At 51.3% G+C, this 17,339-nt stretch carries 17 protein-coding genes; 11 read left to right on the top strand and 6 right to left on the bottom strand.

From position 1 onward, the window contains the following. From MVK46_RS01240 to MVK46_RS01230, 3 genes are all read left to right on the top strand, one after another. A partial coding sequence (locus MVK46_RS01240; protein ID WP_297534637.1) for an aldehyde ferredoxin oxidoreductase family protein occupies nt 1-1,707 on the top strand: 1,707 nt, incomplete at its 5' end. A gap of 275 nt (nt 1,708-1,982) precedes the next feature. Then, nucleotides 1,983-4,064, top strand: coding sequence for a S8 family serine peptidase (locus MVK46_RS01235; protein WP_297534636.1), 2,082 nt, complete (start codon nt 1,983-1,985; stop codon nt 4,062-4,064). A gap of 43 nt (nt 4,065-4,107) precedes the next feature. After that, nucleotides 4,108-5,868 (top strand): prenyltransferase/squalene oxidase repeat-containing protein, encoded by a 1,761-nt coding sequence (locus tag MVK46_RS01230; RefSeq protein WP_297534634.1) that lies wholly within the window; start codon nt 4,108-4,110, stop codon nt 5,866-5,868. A gap of 92 nt (nt 5,869-5,960) precedes the next feature. Here MVK46_RS01230 and MVK46_RS01225 read toward each other — a convergent pair whose 3' ends face one another. Next, a complete protein-coding gene (locus MVK46_RS01225) occupies nt 5,961-6,110 on the bottom strand; it encodes a nucleotidyltransferase domain-containing protein (RefSeq protein ID WP_297534632.1) in 150 nt (49 codons plus the stop codon). Then, nucleotides 6,107-7,162, bottom strand: a complete 1,056-nt coding sequence (bpsA, locus tag MVK46_RS01220) for a N(4)-bis(aminopropyl)spermidine synthase (protein WP_297534631.1) — start codon at nt 7,160-7,162, stop codon at nt 6,107-6,109. Before bpsA ends, MVK46_RS01225 begins: the two co-directional genes overlap by 4 nt. 103 nt (nt 7,163-7,265) lie before the next feature. Between bpsA and MVK46_RS01215 the strand changes: the two genes are divergently transcribed. The 3 genes from MVK46_RS01215 (at nt 7,266) to MVK46_RS01205 (ending at nt 8,927) form a co-directional block, all read left to right on the top strand. Further along, a complete protein-coding gene (locus tag MVK46_RS01215) occupies nt 7,266-8,003 on the top strand; it encodes an ATPase (RefSeq protein WP_297534630.1) in 738 nt (245 codons plus the stop codon). Between the two features lie 60 nt (nt 8,004-8,063). Next, the gene (locus MVK46_RS01210; protein WP_297534639.1) at nt 8,064-8,594 is read left to right on the top strand and encodes a metal-sulfur cluster assembly factor; all 531 of its coding nucleotides are present in this window, start codon (nt 8,064-8,066) and stop codon (nt 8,592-8,594) included. Nucleotides 8,595-8,723: 129 nt separating this feature from the next. Then, nucleotides 8,724-8,927, top strand: coding sequence for a ferredoxin (locus MVK46_RS01205; protein WP_297534628.1), 204 nt, complete (start codon nt 8,724-8,726; stop codon nt 8,925-8,927). A gap of 47 nt (nt 8,928-8,974) precedes the next feature. On the opposite strand, the gene MVK46_RS01200 is transcribed toward MVK46_RS01205, so the two are convergent. Next, entirely contained in the window at nt 8,975-10,147 is a 1,173-nt protein-coding gene (locus MVK46_RS01200; RefSeq protein WP_297534626.1) for a nicotinate phosphoribosyltransferase, read from the bottom strand. Between the two features lie 215 nt (nt 10,148-10,362). Between MVK46_RS01200 and MVK46_RS01195 the strand changes: the two genes are divergently transcribed. Then, nucleotides 10,363-11,061: a hypothetical protein gene (locus MVK46_RS01195; RefSeq protein ID WP_297534625.1), complete on the top strand. Its 699-nt coding sequence runs from the start codon at nt 10,363-10,365 to the stop codon at nt 11,059-11,061. Here the strand turns inward: MVK46_RS01195 and MVK46_RS01190 are convergent. After that, the gene (locus tag MVK46_RS01190) at nt 11,058-11,954 is read right to left on the bottom strand and encodes an MBL fold metallo-hydrolase (RefSeq protein WP_297534638.1); all 897 of its coding nucleotides are present in this window, start codon (nt 11,952-11,954) and stop codon (nt 11,058-11,060) included. The two genes, MVK46_RS01195 and MVK46_RS01190, sit on opposite strands and share 4 nt — an antisense overlap. Nucleotides 11,955-12,015: 61 nt before the next feature. Here MVK46_RS01190 and MVK46_RS01185 point away from each other — a divergent pair, with 61 nt between their 5' ends. The 4 genes from MVK46_RS01185 to MVK46_RS01170 all read left to right on the top strand — a co-directional run bounded on the left by MVK46_RS01185 (nt 12,016) and on the right by MVK46_RS01170 (nt 14,869). Beyond that, nucleotides 12,016-12,549 carry a hypothetical protein gene (locus MVK46_RS01185; protein ID WP_297534623.1) on the top strand — a complete coding sequence of 178 codons (534 nt, stop codon included), beginning with the start codon at nt 12,016-12,018 and terminating at the stop codon, nt 12,547-12,549. Between the two features lie 299 nt (nt 12,550-12,848). Beyond that, complete coding sequence (locus tag MVK46_RS01180; RefSeq protein ID WP_297534622.1) at nt 12,849-14,204, top strand: hypothetical protein; 1,356 nt, start codon at nt 12,849-12,851, stop codon at nt 14,202-14,204. 24 nt (nt 14,205-14,228) lie between these two features. After that, nucleotides 14,229-14,690 carry a hypothetical protein gene (locus tag MVK46_RS01175; RefSeq protein WP_297534620.1) on the top strand — a complete coding sequence of 154 codons (462 nt, stop codon included), beginning with the start codon at nt 14,229-14,231 and terminating at the stop codon, nt 14,688-14,690. Further along, entirely contained in the window at nt 14,687-14,869 is a 183-nt protein-coding gene (locus MVK46_RS01170) for a hypothetical protein (RefSeq protein ID WP_099209812.1), read from the top strand. The genes MVK46_RS01175 and MVK46_RS01170 overlap by 4 nt, the downstream gene beginning before the upstream one ends. A gap of 621 nt (nt 14,870-15,490) precedes the next feature. Here the strand turns inward: MVK46_RS01170 and MVK46_RS01165 are convergent. Both MVK46_RS01165 and MVK46_RS01160 read right to left on the bottom strand, forming a co-directional pair. After that, nucleotides 15,491-16,330, bottom strand: a complete 840-nt coding sequence (locus tag MVK46_RS01165; protein ID WP_297534619.1) for a nucleotidyl transferase AbiEii/AbiGii toxin family protein — start codon at nt 16,328-16,330, stop codon at nt 15,491-15,493. Further along, the gene (locus MVK46_RS01160; RefSeq protein WP_297534617.1) at nt 16,327-17,097 is read right to left on the bottom strand and encodes a type IV toxin-antitoxin system AbiEi family antitoxin; all 771 of its coding nucleotides are present in this window, start codon (nt 17,095-17,097) and stop codon (nt 16,327-16,329) included. Before MVK46_RS01160 ends, MVK46_RS01165 begins: the two co-directional genes overlap by 4 nt. Between the last annotated feature and the right edge of the window lie 242 nt (nt 17,098-17,339).

Below are 17,339 nucleotides of genomic sequence, written 5' to 3'. Positions count from 1 at the left end.
GGAATCTACTACCTCCTCAAGGAGATGGACCCAACCGTTGACCCGTTCAGCCCGGAGAACAAGATAATATACGCCACGGGCCCGCTGACGGGAACCACCGCACCGACCGGCGGCAGATACATGGTGATAACCAAGAGCCCGCTGACGGGATACATTGCAATGGCTAATTCGGGCGGCTTCTTTGGAGCCGAACTCAAGTTCGCGGGCTGGGACGCGATAATAGTTGAAGGCGCCTCCGATCACCCGGTTTACCTGTACATAAACGACGAGAGCGTTGAAATTAGGGACGCAAGCCACCTCTGGGGTAAGACATCGAGCGAGACCGAGAAGGCCCTGAGGGAGGAGATAGGGGACAAGAAAATCCGCGTTGCCCTCATAGGGCCTGCCGGTGAGAACCTCGTCCGCTTTGCGGCTGTGATGAACGACGAGCACCGTGCAGCCGGTAGGGGCGGTGTTGGAGCGGTCATGGGGAGCAAGAAGCTCAAGGCGATAGTCGTTCGCGGCCACAAGCGCGTTGAAGTTGCAGACAGGGCGAAGTTCACATCGGTAGTCAAGGAGAAGACCGACAAGCTCAGGAACGACCCGACTGCCGGCGGTGGACTTCCCAAGTACGGAACGGCAGTTCTCGTCAACATAATCAACCAGAACGGTCTCTACCCGACGAGGAACTTCCAGTACAGCCAGTTCGAGTACGCGGAGGAGCAGAGCGGTGAAGCTATGGCCGCCAAGTACCTCGTCAGGAACAAGCCCTGCTACGCCTGTCCAATCGGCTGTGGAAGGGTCAACAGGCTTCCAACGCTCGGAATCACGGAGGGACCGGAGTACGAGAGCATCTGGGCGCTCGGTGCCCATCTCGGCATAAACGACCTCGCGAGCATCATCGAGGCCAACCACCTCATAGACGAGTACGGTATGGACACCATTTCAACCGGCGGAACGCTCGCAACCGCGATGGAGCTTTACGAGAAGGGCCTGCTCAAGCAGGAGGACCTTGGCGAGGAGGCTCCTCCCTTCAGATGGGGCAACACAGAGGTGCTCCACTACTACATCGAGAAGATTGCCAAGAGAGAGGGCTTCGGTGACAAATTGGCGGAAGGCGGCTACCGCCTGGCGAAGATGTACAACGGTCTCGAGTACTTCATGGGCGTCAAGAAGCAGGAGCTTCCGGCCTACGACCCGCGTGGAGCTGAGGGCCACGGTCTCGGTTACGCCACCAACAACCGCGGCGGCTGTCACATAAAGCAGTACATGATTAGTCCCGAGATTCTCGGATACCCATACAAGATGGACCCGCACGACATAAGCGACGAGAAGGTCAAGATGGTCATCCTCTTCCAGGACCTCACGGCTCTCATCGACGCAGCCGGACTCTGTGTCTTCACCACCTTCGGTCTCGGTGCGGACGACTACCGCGACCTGCTCAACGCCGCTTTGGGCTGGGACCTCTCCACCGAGGAGTACCTCAAGATAGGCGAGCGCATCTGGAACGCCGAGAGGCTCTTCAACCTCAAGGCCGGACTCGACCCGCTCAAGGAGGACACCCTGCCGAAGAGACTGCTTGAAGAGCCCGTCAAGAACGGACCGAACAAGGGACACGTTGTCAGGCTTCACCTGATGCTTCCCAAGTATTACAAGTTCCGCGGCTGGACCGAGGACGGCAGGATTCCTGAGGAGAAGCTCAAAGAGCTTGGTCTCGACGAGTTGTGAGCCTTTTACTACCTTCTTTTTTAGTTCATGTTAACCGCGTTCTTAGAGTTAGGTCGAAACAGTTCCCCTTAACTTTTCGGAAAATTTTCGATGGATTTCTAGCAACTCTCGTCCCATCACCTTGGTTCTAGATTGGAAATTATCTCAAGACTTTGGAAGCATATGCAAGATTTTGCTTAAAAATCGAAATATTTATATAGCCTCATTGTTCAAAGATGTTCTTTGATGAGGGTTATGATACCCGATGGAATAAAAGACGTCGAAGGTGCACTGCCATGAGGGAAATGAAAGCACTCCTGTTGGCAATCCTCGTCGTTGGTATGACATTTGGTTTCGCAGCGGCGGCTTCAACCGGTAATAGCACGCACCTCGCCACGCATACCCAGAAGGACTACGGACTGCTCACTCCAAAGCTCTTTGAGAAGGTCCAGGGAATGAATCCAAACAAGGAAATCAGCACAATCATAATGTTCAACAGTCAGGCACAGAAGAACGCCGCCATACCGCTCCTTAAGTTCCTCGGTGCGAAAATAAAATACAGCTACCACGCAATTCCGGCCGTAGCCGTCACGATGCCGGTCAAGTACCTCCTCGTCCTCGCGGGCCTCTCCGACACCGGCCTCATCGGAGGCATAAACATTCAGGGTATCCAGTTCATACAGGACGACTACAAGGTTCAGGCTCAGGTTACCCTTGAGGGTCTCGACGAATCAACTGCACAGATTTCTGCCCCTGAGGTTTGGAACGTCGGCTACAACGGAAGTCATGTTGTCGTCGCGGTCATCGACACGGGTATCGACGCCTCCCACCCGGACCTCCAGGGTAAGGTCATCGGCTGGAAGGACTTCGTGAACAACAGAACGACACCCTACGACGACAACGGTCACGGAACCCACGTTGCGGGAATCATAGCCAGCACCGGGGCGGCGAGCGACGGCAAGTACAAGGGCGTTGCCCCCGGGGCCAAGCTCGTCGGCGTTAAAGTTCTCAACGCCAACGGCAGCGGTTCCGTTTCAACAATCATAGCGGGTGTTGACTGGGTTATCCAGCACAAGGACGAGTACAACATAAGTGTCATCAACCTCTCGCTCGGCTCAAGCCAGAGCTCCGACGGAACCGACGCCCTCAGCCAGGAGGTTGACAAGGCCTGGGAGGACGGGATAGTAGTCTGTGTCGCCGCTGGAAACAGCGGGCCGGACACCTACACCATAGGTTCTCCCGCTGCAGCTCCGGACGTCATCACCGTCGGCGCCGTTACGGCCAACGACACAATAACCTGGTTCTCAAGCAGGGGACCGACGGCGGACGGCAGGCTCAAGCCCGAGGTCGTCGCTCCGGGCAACTGGATTATCTCCGACAGGGCCGCCGGAACCGAGCTGACCAACGAGCTCGTTGGCCAGTACTACGTTGCCGCACCCGGAACTTCAATGGCCACCCCGCACGTCAGCGGTGCCGTGGCTCTCCTCAAGCAGGCCCACCCCGACTGGACCCCGGACAAGATTAAGTACGTCCTTGAGATAACAGCGGATGTCGTCAACGCGAGCGCCATAGCCGGAATCGCCTACGGTGCCGGTAGGATAAACGTCTACGAGGCCCTCAACTACGACCAGGACTCCAAGGTTGACTTCACGGGCTACCTCGCGGACAAGCAGAACGTCACCAAGGAGGTCACCGTCAGCAGCGGAACAACCAGGATAGCGGCGCTCCTCACCTGGGACAACCCGCAGGCCGACCTCGACCTCTACATGTATGACCCGAACGGCCAGCTCGTTGACTACTCGGACACCAGCTACTACGGCTTCGAGAAGGTTGCCTACAGGAACCCCACCCCGGGAACCTGGTACTTCCTCATCGTGAGCTACTCAGGAAGCGCCAACTACAAGCTCGAGGTCCTTGACGAGGGAGGAACCGTCACAGCTGGCGCAAACACCACGACCCCGAGCCAGCCGAGCACTCCAAGCAACGAGACCAACACTACGACCCCAACCAACACCACGACTCCGACGAACAACACCAACACCACCCCGACCCAGCCAAGCCAGCCCAGCCAGACCGTCGTCGTTAAGAACTTCACCGGCAGCGTCACCTACGGAAGCTACGTCGTTGACACCGTTACCGTCAACAGCGGCGCCACCAAGATTGAGGGCTACCTCTACGGAAGCAGCTACGACGACCTCGACCTCTACCTCTACGACCCGAACCAGAACCTCGTCACGAGTTCAACCAACTACGGTTCGGATGAATACGTGAGCTACAACAACCCACAGCCCGGAACGTGGTACTTCGTGGTCTACGCGTACAGCACCTACTACTGGTCCGCCAACTACTTCCTGCAGGTAAAGATATACTACGGCTGAAGTCTTTTAACCCCCTTTTCTTTTCTCCTCTGGAGGTGTTGGAATGAGAAAGACAGCGGCGCTTCTGCTAGTCGCGCTCCTGATTCTTCCCCTCAGCTCCGGGTTCGTCAGGGCTGGATACGTTCCCTACGTGTACACCCCAACGATTCCAGCGACGGCTTTGGCGGCGATAGCCCTGTACAAAGCTCACGACTACACCTACGTTCTCGAAGCCGATACGTGGCTCATGAGGCTTAAAACTCCGGATGGGGCGTGGGCGTATCAGTACGGTATGGCCCCACAGGCGAAGTACACGGCCCTGGCGCTGATGGCTCTCATGAGGGGTGAATCAATAGCCAGAGGTCTCTTCAACAGAACGATTCACGCGGGCGTTTACTGGCTCCTGTACAAGCAGAGGGAAGACGGCTCCTTCGGCGACTACACAGACACGGCGCTTGCCGTTGTGGCCCTGAAAGAATACGAGGACTTCAAATACTCCTGGATTCCCGTTAAGAAGGCGATAGAGAATGGGATATACTACCTCCAAACCCATCAGCCGAAGACCACGATGGGTATGATATTCGGCTACATGGCGCTGGGGGACCTGAAGGGACTTGAGAGCGTTGATGCAACCGGGGTTAATGCCCTCTACAAAGCGTTTGCGATAGCCTACCTCACAGGTAAGAACGTTCAAATAAGCTCGAACCTCGATGACCCCGCATCGCTGGCGCTTCTCCTCTACGCAACGGGAGATAAAAAATATGAGGAGGAACTGGTTAAATCCGTCCACTTCGGCTTCTGGGGAAACTTGAAGTACCAGCCCCCCGACCTCCTCGAAGCCGCCCAGCTCCCGGGCTTCTCCGACTTAAAGCCGATTGCCTGTCCATACATGCTCAAGGTAAAGCCCAAGTTTGAATGGGAGGCTGTTGTCCTGGCCAAGTACTACGTCGAGTGCAACCAGACTGTTGACCTCTCGAACCTCAACTTCACGAAGCTGAGGCCGTGGATGGTGGCTGAGATAGCGAGAATCAACCACATTCTTGGGAAACCCTACGGGCGGGAGGTCAGCTACCTCCTGAAAAACGAGAGCAACAACCACTGGGGGAACTTCTTCAACACAGCCTACGTGGTGTGGGTCCTCTCGAGCCTCAACGTGAGCCTTAATTACACCTCCATAATGAACTGGCTCGCCTCAAACCTTACGACGAAGTATCCAAACTACTACTACGCTTACGCCCTGATGGACTTCCACCGCTTTAACTATACGAAAGCGTTCAACGAGACTTTTGAGATTATCAAAAAGCGTCAGAACCCGGACGGTGCATGGGGCTACACCGCGGGTTCCCCCGATAACATTAAAAGCACGGCGGAAATCCTCAAGGCACTCCTGAACTCGGGACTCGAAAACACGACAACTTACAACAGGGGATACACATTCCTCAGGAAGTTCCTCTACGCTAACATTCCGGAGCCAAAAACCGGCGGTGGCACCGTCGAACTGACAAAGGCAAGGTTCTTCGTAATTAAAGACGGAAGGCTCGTAGAGAACACCACGAACTCGGCCAACGTTGGGAACGCAGACGGCTACGTAATGGTCTACCCCTATGACCATCCCCTCGTGGTAAAGGCCGTCCCCGTGGGCGGTTTCGTGGCTGTGGTGCCCTGGAAGAGACCGCTGACTGAAACCGGAAGGAGTGGGGGAATAAGCGACTTCTACCTCGGCTACATAGCGGTCACGCTGATAGTGGTCTCGGTCATCGGGCTTGCGGTGGTCTCAAGGAGGGAAAGGAAGGGCAAGAAATCCCGGAAGTCACGAAAGAAATGATTCGCGCATCTTCTCAATTCTTTTCTCTACGAACTCCGCCAAAAATCCCTCCGAGAAGGGTGTTTTTCTGCCGTCAAGGTAGGCGCGGTATATCATACTTCAAGAACCGCGAAGAAATCCACGTCGCTCGTTCCTGGAATGAAATCTCCCCTGATGAGGGAACCGTAGAGAATAAGTGGGTGAAGGCCGGGAACCCGGCCGAGCTTTTTCCTGAGACAGTCCAAGAGCTTTCCGAGTTTCATGTGGTCGAGGCTTCCTCGTCGTTGTAGAGCTCGTCGCCGACCTCTATCTTCTCCTCGAAGCCCTTCGAGCCTTCAAGCGTCTGAATCCTGAACATGTAGCTCTTGTACCAGTTGTAGGACGGCTTTACCTTGACCGGCAGGAGCTTCCAGGCGCGCGTTTCCTCTTCATAACCCCAGTTGACGTACTCGTTGAAGTTCCTGATGATGTCCGTTATGACCACGTTGAACTCGTTTAGGAGAAGCCTCTGGATTTCGCGCCACTTGTCGAGGGAGCTTTCCCTCCTTGTTATGCCGAAGTAGCCGGCGCAACCCGGACCCTTCAGCGTTGCAATTCCCCTGCCGATGAAAGAGCGTATCGCATAGACGGTCTCGGGCGGGTCGGTGATGAAGGTGTCGAACTTGTGGAGCGCGTAGTCCGGGAGCGGCTCCCTCAAATCGAAGGTGAATATCTCGATGTCGGAGTAGCCAATCTCGTCGGCGGTCTCCTCGATGAACTTCATGAGCCTCTCGTCGATGTCGAGAACCGCTATTCTCTTGGGCAGACCGCTGAGCATCAGGGCGATGCTGGTTAAATCATCGTCGCCGAGAACGAACACCTCCTTGTTCTCAAGGTCGCCCCTGCTGTGCATGAGAGCTACCCTCGCAACGGTCGTTTCGGACGTAACGTAGGCCTGGTCGAAGTCGTGCTTCGGCCGGGGCCTGTCCCTGACTATCTCCTTGAACTGCTCGAGCAGGTCGCTGAAGGCCGAAAGCTCCACAGTCTTGCCCTCGCAGTGGGTGCACGTGTAGTCCCTTCTCGGTCCGATTCCATACTTCTCGACAAGCCGTCTGCCGCTCTCCGTGAGAACGACGTTCGGGCCGTCAAAGGTTATGTATCCCCCTTCGTGGAGCGCCTCCATAACGGCAACGACGAGAGGAAGAGGCTCCTCGCTGAGGTCGACGATGCGCCACACGTCACTGCTGGCCTGAATCGCCGAAAGAACGTTCTCAACGGTTCTCTCGTAAACCGGAATGCTCGTCTTAGCCTTAACCCTCTCAACTATTTCCCTCATTTCTAATCCCTCCAGAAGGATTTTTGTCCGTAAATGGGGTTTGGAAGGGTCTCTTTTAAGGTTTTCCCGAGAACTTTTAAACCGCAGCTGAGAAAACCAGAACATGCTCACCCCCACCCAAGACCCGGCCAAACGCTATCGCCTCCGCTACAACCTTGAAGCCCTCGAGCGCGTGAGGGAAGCGATAGGCGAGAGCGCGTATTCCCGGCTTAGAGGTCTCATCCTCCTCCGTTTAGAAGGGAGCAGCTTTAAGGGAACCCAGACGGGTGTTAAAGTAGCGGTGGCATTCTCAGCCGGCTCCGACAGCACCGCAACGCTGAAAATCCTCCGGTGGGCCGGGTTTGAGGCCGTCCCGATAACGGCGAAGCTCCCCCAGATGGACGGTGAAACCCTTCAAAAGGTTCGCTCCGAAGGGGCTGTGCTCGTTGATGTGCCGGGTTACGAGGAGGCGATGATGGAACTCATTGAAAAGGGCGCGCCGATATGCGGCCGCTGTCACTCAATGGTCATGGAAGCCGTTGAGAGGAAGGCGAGGGAGCTTGGCGTGAGAATCCTCGCGACGGGGGACATGCTTAGCTCCGGCCTGATTTCGATTTACGAGAAGAACGACCTGGTTGTCCTCAATCTTCCTGCCTTTCTCGCGCTCGACAAGGGAGAGATTATCGAAATAATCGGCGGAAAATATGAGCTGAGCTTTGGCTGTCCTCTTCTCTGGGAGCTTTTCAGAAGGAGTCCCTCAACAAAGAGACTGGCCCTCCAGAGAATCCTGAGGGAGACCCGCGCCGGGGCCTTAAGTCCCGCAATGGCGGTCGAGCTGATGAGGGACGTTCTCAACCGGTAGTTCTCAGATTTGGCCCAAAAGGTTTAAATGTGTAGTTTTTAAGTTGAGCCGGTGATGAGCATGGTCACAAAAGAAGAGGTTGAGAAGGTCGTGAAGTCAATCGTTGACGAAAAGTTCGTCCGTTCAATAGAGGTTGATGAGAAGGGCAACGTCACGGTTACCCTTGCAAAGGACACACCTGATATAGACAACGTCCTCATAAAGCTCCACTCCGAACTCGGGAAGCTTGAGGGCGTCGGTTTAATCACCATAAACCGCGAGAGGGAAGTCAAGGAAACCGGAAACGTCAAGATAACCGAGGAGATGGTTCTTGAAAAGCTCAAAGAGGTCATAGACCCCGAGATTGGAATCGACGTTGTGAACCTGGGCCTAATCTATGAAGTCAAGGTGAGGCCCGACAACACGGTCTACGTCAAGATGACGATGACAACCCCAGGGTGCCCGCTGACGATGTGGATTCTCCGCGCGGTGGAGGACAAAATCCTCGAGATTCCGGGCGTTAGGGATGCGGAGATTGAGCTTACCTTCGACCCGCCCTGGACACCGGACAGAATCAGCCCGGAGTACAAGAAAAAGCTTGGTCTTTACTGACCAACCCTGCCTCTCAATGTTCATCGGCGACGGCTTTTGCTCCTCTTTCCCCTACCGGTCATTGAGGAGTCTTTTTTGAGAACGAAAAGTTTATATTCGTCCCCGTTCATCTAAAAGCGGTGATGCGCCATGGCGTGGAAGGTTACCGTCGACCAGGACACCTGCATTGGTGACGCCATCTGTGCCAGCCTCTGCCCGGACGTCTTCGAGATGAACGACGAGGGCAAGGCTCAGCCGGTTGTCGAGGTTATCGAGGACGAGAACCTCTACAACTGCGCCAAGGAAGCTATGGAGGCCTGCCCTGTTAGTGCTATCAGCATTGAGGAGGTCTGAGGACCTCCCTTTTCCTCTTATCGTGCACTTCTTAGGGTTCTAAAAACTCAATCGAGACCAAGCTTGAACTTCTCGGCCTGTTCGAGGACGTACTCCCTTATCTCCCTCGCCTTCGGGAGCTCGGCCACTATCTCACCGTTCTCGATGAGCGGCTGCAGGAGCGGCTCCACTTTAGCCCCGCAGACGGGACAGCGTTCGAGCTTTTTATCGGCCGGAACGCGGTGGTAGTGGCCGTTCTCACAGCGGTAGACCTGCTTGCGTCCGCTCAGCTTCCCGCGCTTCGTTATCGGCTTTCTCTCAACCTCAACGATGTCGAGCGAGAAATCAACGGGTTTTGCGCTCGCTATTGCAGAACCGACGCCGAAGGCATCTGCAACATCAACGATTTCCCTTATGCTCTCCTCGTCCAGCCCACCGCTCACGAAAATCTTCACCCAGTCGTAGCCCCTTAAGTTGAGCTCCCAGCGAACCTCCTCGATAATCTTCCTGAAGTCCCCCCTCCTGGAACTCGGTGTATCGAGCCTTACCGCTGTGAGTCTTTTGCCCAGAGCCTCGGCCGCCATCAGCGCCTCGAACTTCTCGTCGCAGAGCGTATCAACAAGGGCCGTTCTTGGAACTTCTGGCTCAACCACTTCATCGAAGTACTTCCAGGCCTTCACCTGGTCGCCGACCGTCAGGATTAGCGCGTGGGGCATGGTTCCGACGGGCTTCTCCCCTATCATCTCCGCCCCAAGAACACCGCTCACGCCGTCGCAGCCGCCTATGAAGGCCGACCTGTCAATCATCGGCGCTATGGCAGGATGCATGTGCCTTATCCCGAAGGAGTAGATCGGCTTGAAGTTCGCGGCAATCTTTATCCTCAGCGCTGCCGTCGCTACTCCGCTCGCCTGGCTGAGCATTCCAAGCAGAGCCGTCTCGTAGATCCCGAACTCCTCGTAGTAGCCTTCAATCTGGAGAACCGGCTCGTAGGGGTGGAATATCGTGCCCTCTCTCATCGCGTAGACGTTCACGGGCAGGCCTTCAAGGAGCTTCGCGACCTCCTCGATTCCAGCTAAGACCCCCCACTTCCATCCCCTTGGAAGGGAAGTCGTCGTGACGTCCGCAAAAACCTTCCTGTGGATTCCCTTCTCGGTCAGTATCTTCCTCGTCCTGATGAAGTAGACGTCCGTCGTCTTTCCGGCCTTTATCTCATCCTCGTGAGCGATGTAAAAGCTCCTCATCCCTATCACCTGAATTAAACTTCTCAATGGCCGATTTAAGGGTTTCCTCGGAAATTCCTAGTATACCTGGATTTTATCAGAAAGAGGGGAAACACTGAAAGGGACACGGAGGTGGGCAGAGCTTCTCCGGGCGAAGCTCAGCAAAGTGTATAAAGGTTTAACGATAAGTTCCAATAGTGTTGAGAATGTCGGCCAGAGTGTTAACCCCTCTGCTGATGATTGCACTCGTTCTCGCAGCAGGTTGCGTATCCGACCATGAAAAGCCTTCAGCTTTCTCGATAACCCCCGTTGCCTGCCCGAACCGTGGAAACGTTACGGCCCTGAACAACGCCGACGGTATCACAGCAAACAGTTCAGCGTACGAACTCGCCGTTGAGCTCATGAAGGAAGAGCTGGGGAGGGCAAAAGAAATCTACCGGACGATTGAAGAGAAAAAAGGTTCAGAACTGGAGAGGTTCTCGAACTTCACAAGGCTTTTTCTTTCAGATTCAAGGGTGATAAACGAAACCGCGATGCAGGTGGGAAACGAAACCTATGGATACGTTCTCCTTTTTCTCCACGACGAACGCTGCGGGATAAATTTTAGACCAGAATCCATCAACGTCAGCGGGTTGCGCATCCAACGTCTTTCACCCAACTTCACTAATGGGACCAGAACTTACACCGGAATTCCATACCCAACCTACGCCGTGAGAGTCAGGACACCGAACAATGAACTCTGCAAAGTTTATTTCTCCGGCCTCACAACCCTCAGCGCACCCTACGCCACCGTAAGAGACTTCACCCTAATCGCTTCTGGTGGCTGGTTGCAGTACGGAAAGGGTGGATGTGACAATTTCGGCGAAGTGTCTTTCAGGCTCTACAGCGGTAGCGAGGACGTCACGGTGTATCTTCTATTGTTCAGGGAAACCTAAATGTGGAACGGCACTTCCGCCCTTTCACCCCCCTCTATTCTGTGGAGCTCCCTCCGGTAGGCTTCGAGAGGTTTGTCCTCGACCTTCAGAAATCCGGCGAAGGTTTCCGGCCTCTTCTCAAGCTCGTCGAAGAAGCGCGGGTAGTTCTTGTCCCTGACGATGTGGTGGTCGAGGATTATTCGGGCGTTCGTCTCGCGGATTATCTCGTTGAGGTTTTTAATTCCCGTTTCCCAGCTCCCCTCGGCGCGCTTTCCAAGGTAAGTCGGCGGGCCGCCCGTTATGAGGACGTCGGGGTTTTTCTCGATTATCCACTCTACCGCTTTCCTGTTAAGGAGCTGTATGTCGCTGGCGTGGATTAGCCGGGTTCCGTCGTCGATGAGAACCATAACCACGAAGCCAAGCCTTGAACCCTCGCTGCCGTGAGGAACCGCCGGCGAGAACTCCAGCGTAACGCCGCCGAGGTCGAAGCTCCTCCCGTCGGCGAACTCAACCTTCTCTGCTATCGGCTCCGCCTTCTTGAGGAAGGCCCAGGCCCGCTTCCTCTGGCTGAAGTTGATGTTCTCGGTGGGGTGCTTTATGAAGAGTTGCTTCCCCTCGTAGATTTCCCTCGCAAAGGCTTCGCTGGAGCTCTCGTAGAGGCCCTCGAAGAATGGCGTGTGGTGGTCGTAGTGGTAGTGGGAAATCGTCACGATATCGGCCTTCCTCGCGTAGCCCTGTATCTTCCTCCTCATCTTTTGAAGGGTTTCGAGTTCGATTTTCGCCGGCGGAAGGCCGTAGCGTTTAGGTCCGAGGGCGACGCCGGGGTCGATTAGGATTTTTATTCCCCCGGCTTCAACGAAAGTTGCCAGGCTCCTAACACCGAGGCTTTCGGAGGCGAGCGGAATGAGTCGCATCATGGCCACCAAGTCTCTTTTGTCAGAATGTTTAAATAAGTTTAATCTGAACAGTAGTCTGATGAACAGCACTGAAAATCCAACTGTTGGTGCTAGGCTTCAGAAACTCGCAGAGGTTTTAGAGCATTTAAGCTGGAACCCGAGTTTTGTGAGAGAAGAGATAACCGAACTGCTCAATGTTCTTGAAACGCTATCCCTGTCCACTGAATTAAATGACCTTTTGGAAGGAATGCATTCGCTCCGATGGAAGAGCCACTGGGATGTTATTGAGGCCTGTAGGCTGTTACGCGTCGTCGGTACTCGAATTAAGGCATCATCACAGATGCTCACTAACATCGAAATTGTTCTTGAAACTATCGAGGTTATTGAACATAAAGCCACGACCGTGCTATGTTCGGACATAGAACATACCCGCAGATTACAAAACAGTCTCCCACTAAGGAAGCACAAACATCAAAAGCACGGAACAACAGGAATTCACGATAGAGCAACACCATCCCCATTTAGTCCCAACATGATTCATTGGGATGGTTCGGTGGATGATGCCGAGAAACTTATAGAAGTACATGTCTCAAAGTATGGGTGGATGTTCTAGGAAAAGCGAAACCTTTTAATTGTACCCATTGAACCCTTAACTGTGTAGCCACTGTTCACCCACCAATGAGGAGTGTCATCCTAAATCCTCTTTTGTATGCGTTTTGTACATAAGCACAAAACCAATCGTATGCTCTAACGTTCTTATATAGCCTTAAAGTATGCGCTAATTATGCTCTTATAGTATATAAATATTCCGATATAATCAATGTCATAGGTTAATGTATGCAATTCAGCAATGTTTATAAACTTTGAATATTCATAGAACAATTTAGAACATTATCAAGGGCGGCATGAACTATGAGGAGGAAACGATTTGGAGGCCCTCAAAAACTGCCCGTCCGTTACTCCTCCGATGATTACATACTCCTCGACCTTAGAGACATAGATGAATATAAAGAAGAACTCATAAGCTTGAGAAACTTAAAACAGCTGAGTCCAGGCACCTTTCAGAATAAATCGTTTGCAATAAACACGTTCATTGAGTACCTGCTGAGAATAAAAGGGCCCATAGCTGATGATAACCCCATAATAAAACTGACCGCAATGGATGTGTATCAGGTGTTTTCAGAATACCTCAAAGACCCTCGAAGGAGCAAATCTACCCACACATTTAGGGTTGTGGTTAAGTACACTGAAGAAGCGTTGAAGCACATCCTCTGGGAGAAATACGGAATCAGTTTAACCCGAGCCTTAGGAGACGAAGTCTTTAATCCAAACCTCTACTTGAGATTGGTATCAGTAATAGCTATGAGATCAAAGGCAATACAACTACAGACCCACAGAAAAAGGGAGAAGGAAAAGGTTGTTTCTCCGGATCAAATAAAGCTTGCACTGAAATGGCTTTCGGTTCTCATCTCAGAACGCCCCACAATCACAGTAGAAAAGGTTCGGCTTGCTACTCTAATAGCCCTTATGACCGGAGCTAGGGGCTCAGAAATTAACGATCTCCAATTCATTACTTCTGACGACACAGGTAGAAGAATCAAGCAAATAGACCTCACAGAAGGGATAATATACTTTAGGAGAGCAAAGCTACGGCGAGATGGGGGAGGAGTTACTCCAATATTCATACATCCTATATTGGTGAACGAACTCAAGGTTTTTAAAAAGAAATATGTTCTAGACCCCACACAGCCAATTTTCGGTTTCTATTCAATAGACAAAATATTTACACACTACTACACCCCTAAAGAGACGTTTAGAAGCCGTAAAAAGCTGGAAGAAATCTACCACAAGTATCCTTGGCTTAAGCACTGCAGTCCGGATAAGCCGATAATCACAATTAAACTATTCAGAAAGTTCTTTGACAGCCATCTTCAGAACATGATATACAGCCTAGTAGACGATGGCAGAGTCGATTTCATGAATTTTCTAAGCGGAATTCGGCTCGTTGATGAGCTAAGGAGGTACAAGAACTATCTTTTAGGGAGAGCAGAAGGCGTTGACTTCATGCACTACATCTCGCTTACAGAGGATAAAAGATTCCGCAGAAGGTATAAAAGACTTACAAGACTGTTCGTTGACTCAATAATAGACGAAGCCATGCCAGAACTTCTTCTAGTTCTAAGCGAGGAAACCTCCCAGAAGTTCTTCTCCAAGTATCCGTATTCCGAATCCAGAGCAACCTCCATAGGAATAGGGGAGATAACGTGAACTGTCTTGGGGGTGTTTATTAAAATGGGAAGATATGCTGTCAGAAAGCACGGGAAGATGAAAAGTAAAAATGCCAGAGTTGAAATTTCAAAGCTGACTCTCGATGATGTCTATATAGATCTACTCAAACTTCAAAATAAGCTAAAAGAAAACACAGAAGACTATCTAAGAATAAGGGTAAAAATATTCGTCCTAAGCCACCTGGCCCAGAATGACTGGGTGTGGTTTACAGTTAGAGAACTCATAGATGAGCTCCTAAAAGCCTCAATTCTCTCTCCAGAGGCATTAGGCGACGGAAAATGGGAAGCTTTTATCAGGATGTTTTTGTACCGCCTATACAAGAAGGGATTCCTTGAGCGAAAAGTCACCATCGTTGAGACACTCGCCTATAAATACAGAGTGAAGGCAGAAAAGATGAAAAATCAGATGGTATTCTTTTATGAATCTTATTCAGAGCTGATCCGGGAGGAGGGGGAGGTTTGGTGACATTGATTTATGATAAGAAGAGAAAGAAAATTTGCCATGACCCAAAGGATGAAGATGAAGAGTTTATTTTAGGAATGCTGAGGAACATTGAGCCGATTTTAGCCGAAGACTGGAACAGACCAGAAGATGAGTGGTGGGATACTGTAGAAGGAAAAAGATACAAACAGAATCTTCAATGATAGTACGTTAGCTGGATTTTCACTCTGAATAAAGCCAATAATCTAAATTAATTTAGCAAGTCTGGGTAACTCACCGTGTGTTTGATTTGGAGATTGTGAGTTTAGGTATGAAAATGCATGTTCTAGAAGGTCTTCTGAGAACTTGGAATGCCCAACTGTTATCTGTCGGAATTCTGAGGAGCTGATTCGAAACAGGATGAAACTGGGTAGAACAGGATAGAATTTGATAAAACGCTATAGAACTCATGAGAACACAGAAAAGGGCTTTCCATATCTATATCCCTAACTCTCCCTTTCTCGAACCCTTCAATGCTCTGTTATGAGCATTCTTTATGATAATTTTAATAATTCAGCCTATCGCTGTCAGGGCATGCACTTATCTATTAGCTCATAACTAGCATAGCCTTCTATAGCTTGGCAACTTTTGTTAGAGTTTCACATTAATTCAGAGCTCTTAGCCTAAACTTTGAACTCACTTCCATTTTCTACAGTTTTTGTTTCAGTCTCAACAACAATTAGAAGTTCCACTGCAGTTGCAATTAAAAGATTAGCTAGGCATGGGTCCATTAAAAAGAGAGTTCAATTCGGTCCAAACTTTTAGAGGTTAGGTATGGAGGAATTTTACTCCTCGAAACTGCCCAGATTACTTAGAACCTCCTTTACTAATTCTAGAACATCGTTCCATACGGTACTAAATTCTGGAAGTTCCCTCAACTGATGACCCAGACTGCTCTCCCAGGCCCTTTCATAGTAGGGCTTTCTACCTTGAAGGGCATTTATATCAGGTTCAACCCCCTTAGCCTCAAACTTGGGACGGAGTATCTGTGTCACACTTCCCAGGTCAGCAATGCTTTTTAGAAACCATATATCATACAAATCCCTCGGCCTTGTCCTCTGGAACAGAGACCTGATTTTCTCAGCCAGTATTTCCTCCAAGCTGTAGGTCCTAACGCTTACCACAGAAAACCTTGGGCTGTCTGAATACCCATGCAGAATCGGCCTTTCTTGGAGAGGTAGCAGTATCTTCTCGTACTTTTCGAGGGTTATGTCCATCTTAATCTTCGGAGGATTTCCGGTTCTGCTGAGCAGTCTAAACGGAATCCGAACTTCAAACCCAAGAAGCTCTCCCGGAAAAAGCTTCACTCCGTATCTTGGCCTCAGTTCAAAATCAAGGAACTGAACGAGCCCCTCATTGGCCGCTTCAACGGCTTCGGCTATTTTAGCTTGGACATCCCCTATATCCGGCTCCTCTAAAAGCAGGGTGTAGTCAAGGTCCTCGGAAAACCGGTAGTCTGAAAAATAAGCTTTTTTCAGGCAGGTACCTCCTTTGAATGCCAGTACTCTCCAAAACTTTGACTTCCAGAGCCCATAGAGCATCCAGCTTATAGCATAGTCCTTCTCAACAGTAGAAACCGGAACCCCAAGCTCAGAACTCAGGGCCTTTATCTCCTCCTCAATCATTCTACCTCCTCCCAATAATCCTCCGGAACATTAATCCTCAGGCCCCACCGATAGCTGAAGCGGCCTCCAGAGGGCATTGAGGGGTCGAGGAGTGCGAAGCTCTTCTTGTCATTTTCAGAAAGCTGGATTTCATTCTCAATCCCAAGCCCCAGCTTCTCACTTAAAAATCCCAAACGCTTCAGAATGGCCTTGCTCTTCATCCGTTCAGCATATTCCAGCAACTTTTCATAATCCAGCCTCGCGTTCTTGAGGGCCTTAACGACCTCGATTACTCCCCCGCAGTACTTAGGCTTGTCTAGACAGTCCACTATCGTCTTTTCTGGATCTGTTATCCGAACCTCCCTGCGTCCAAGGCGTATGGTTCTAATTCCAAAAAACTTCTCAGGTCGGACTACAACTACCCTGAACCTCTTGCCATCAAGTATCAAGAGCTCCTTGTAACCCCTCTTTACTGGAGTTTGGATGAAAACCGTTCTTGGAATCTGCTCTGTTAACCCGTAGTAGTTGAGGGCGGACCAGTACGCAACTGCCCCGTTAGGCACCAACAACTGGCCTAAAAGGAACTCGTGAGGCGAAGAGGCCCTTCCAGGTTCTAAGGAGAGGGTGTAGATGCCCTTGGCGATTCTCCGAAGAAATCCCTCTCTGAGGAGAATGTTAAGGTAGTAGTTTAGCTGTCTTGTAGTTATGCCAAGCTTCTCTTGGGCCTCCTTCTTGGTGAAGACATCCCCCAGTTCAGAGAGCCTTCTTAGGACCTCTGTGGTATTCATATTTTCTCACCATAATCACAATATAACTGGATGAAAATGAGAATTTTTGAATATAAAGGTTTTGGAGATGAGTATTCTATGATCCAGCTAGATGATTTGGAAAGGAAGTATAGATCCTCCAATATCACTCAAGCTCGAAGATACGGTCCATCAAAGATATTAAACAAAAAACAAAGCTTAATCACGGTCTATTTGGTCATGGCTTCCATGTGTTTGAGCTTTAGAACGTCCTTGAGTGGGCC

Origin of the sequence: Thermococcus sp., assembly GCF_027066465.1 — an archaeon.
In the GTDB taxonomy this organism is placed as follows: Archaea; Methanobacteriota_B; Thermococci; order Thermococcales; family Thermococcaceae; genus Thermococcus.
Note: the sequence above shows the minus strand (reverse complement) of the source record. Positions and strands in the feature narration are given on the sequence as shown.

What these genes read in the sequence shown, in the direction of transcription:
- MVK46_RS01215 (WP_297534630.1), top strand. Translation starts at nt 7,266, where the DNA reads ATGCTCACCCCCACCCAAGACCCGGCCAAACGCTATCGCCTCCGCTAC.
- MVK46_RS01160 (WP_297534617.1), bottom strand. Translation starts at nt 17,097, where the DNA reads ATGAATACCACAGAGGTCCTAAGAAGGCTCTCTGAACTGGGGGATGTC.
- MVK46_RS01200 (WP_297534626.1), bottom strand. Translation starts at nt 10,147, where the DNA reads ATGAGGAGCTTTTACATCGCTCACGAGGATGAGATAAAGGCCGGAAAG.
- MVK46_RS01190 (WP_297534638.1), bottom strand. Translation starts at nt 11,954, where the DNA reads ATGCGACTCATTCCGCTCGCCTCCGAAAGCCTCGGTGTTAGGAGCCTG.
- MVK46_RS01230 (WP_297534634.1), top strand. Translation starts at nt 4,108, where the DNA reads ATGAGAAAGACAGCGGCGCTTCTGCTAGTCGCGCTCCTGATTCTTCCC.
- MVK46_RS01175 (WP_297534620.1), top strand. Translation starts at nt 14,229, where the DNA reads ATGGGAAGATATGCTGTCAGAAAGCACGGGAAGATGAAAAGTAAAAAT.
- MVK46_RS01180 (WP_297534622.1), top strand. Translation starts at nt 12,849, where the DNA reads ATGAGGAGGAAACGATTTGGAGGCCCTCAAAAACTGCCCGTCCGTTAC.
- MVK46_RS01205 (WP_297534628.1), top strand. Translation starts at nt 8,724, where the DNA reads ATGGCGTGGAAGGTTACCGTCGACCAGGACACCTGCATTGGTGACGCC.
- MVK46_RS01185 (WP_297534623.1), top strand. Translation starts at nt 12,016, where the DNA reads ATGAACAGCACTGAAAATCCAACTGTTGGTGCTAGGCTTCAGAAACTC.
- MVK46_RS01210 (WP_297534639.1), top strand. Translation starts at nt 8,064, where the DNA reads ATGGTCACAAAAGAAGAGGTTGAGAAGGTCGTGAAGTCAATCGTTGAC.
- MVK46_RS01165 (WP_297534619.1), bottom strand. Translation starts at nt 16,330, where the DNA reads ATGATTGAGGAGGAGATAAAGGCCCTGAGTTCTGAGCTTGGGGTTCCG.
- MVK46_RS01195 (WP_297534625.1), top strand. Translation starts at nt 10,363, where the DNA reads ATGATTGCACTCGTTCTCGCAGCAGGTTGCGTATCCGACCATGAAAAG.
- bpsA (WP_297534631.1), bottom strand. Translation starts at nt 7,162, where the DNA reads ATGAGGGAAATAGTTGAGAGGGTTAAGGCTAAGACGAGCATTCCGGTT.
- MVK46_RS01235 (WP_297534636.1), top strand. Translation starts at nt 1,983, where the DNA reads ATGAGGGAAATGAAAGCACTCCTGTTGGCAATCCTCGTCGTTGGTATG.
- MVK46_RS01225 (WP_297534632.1), bottom strand. Translation starts at nt 6,110, where the DNA reads ATGAAACTCGGAAAGCTCTTGGACTGTCTCAGGAAAAAGCTCGGCCGG.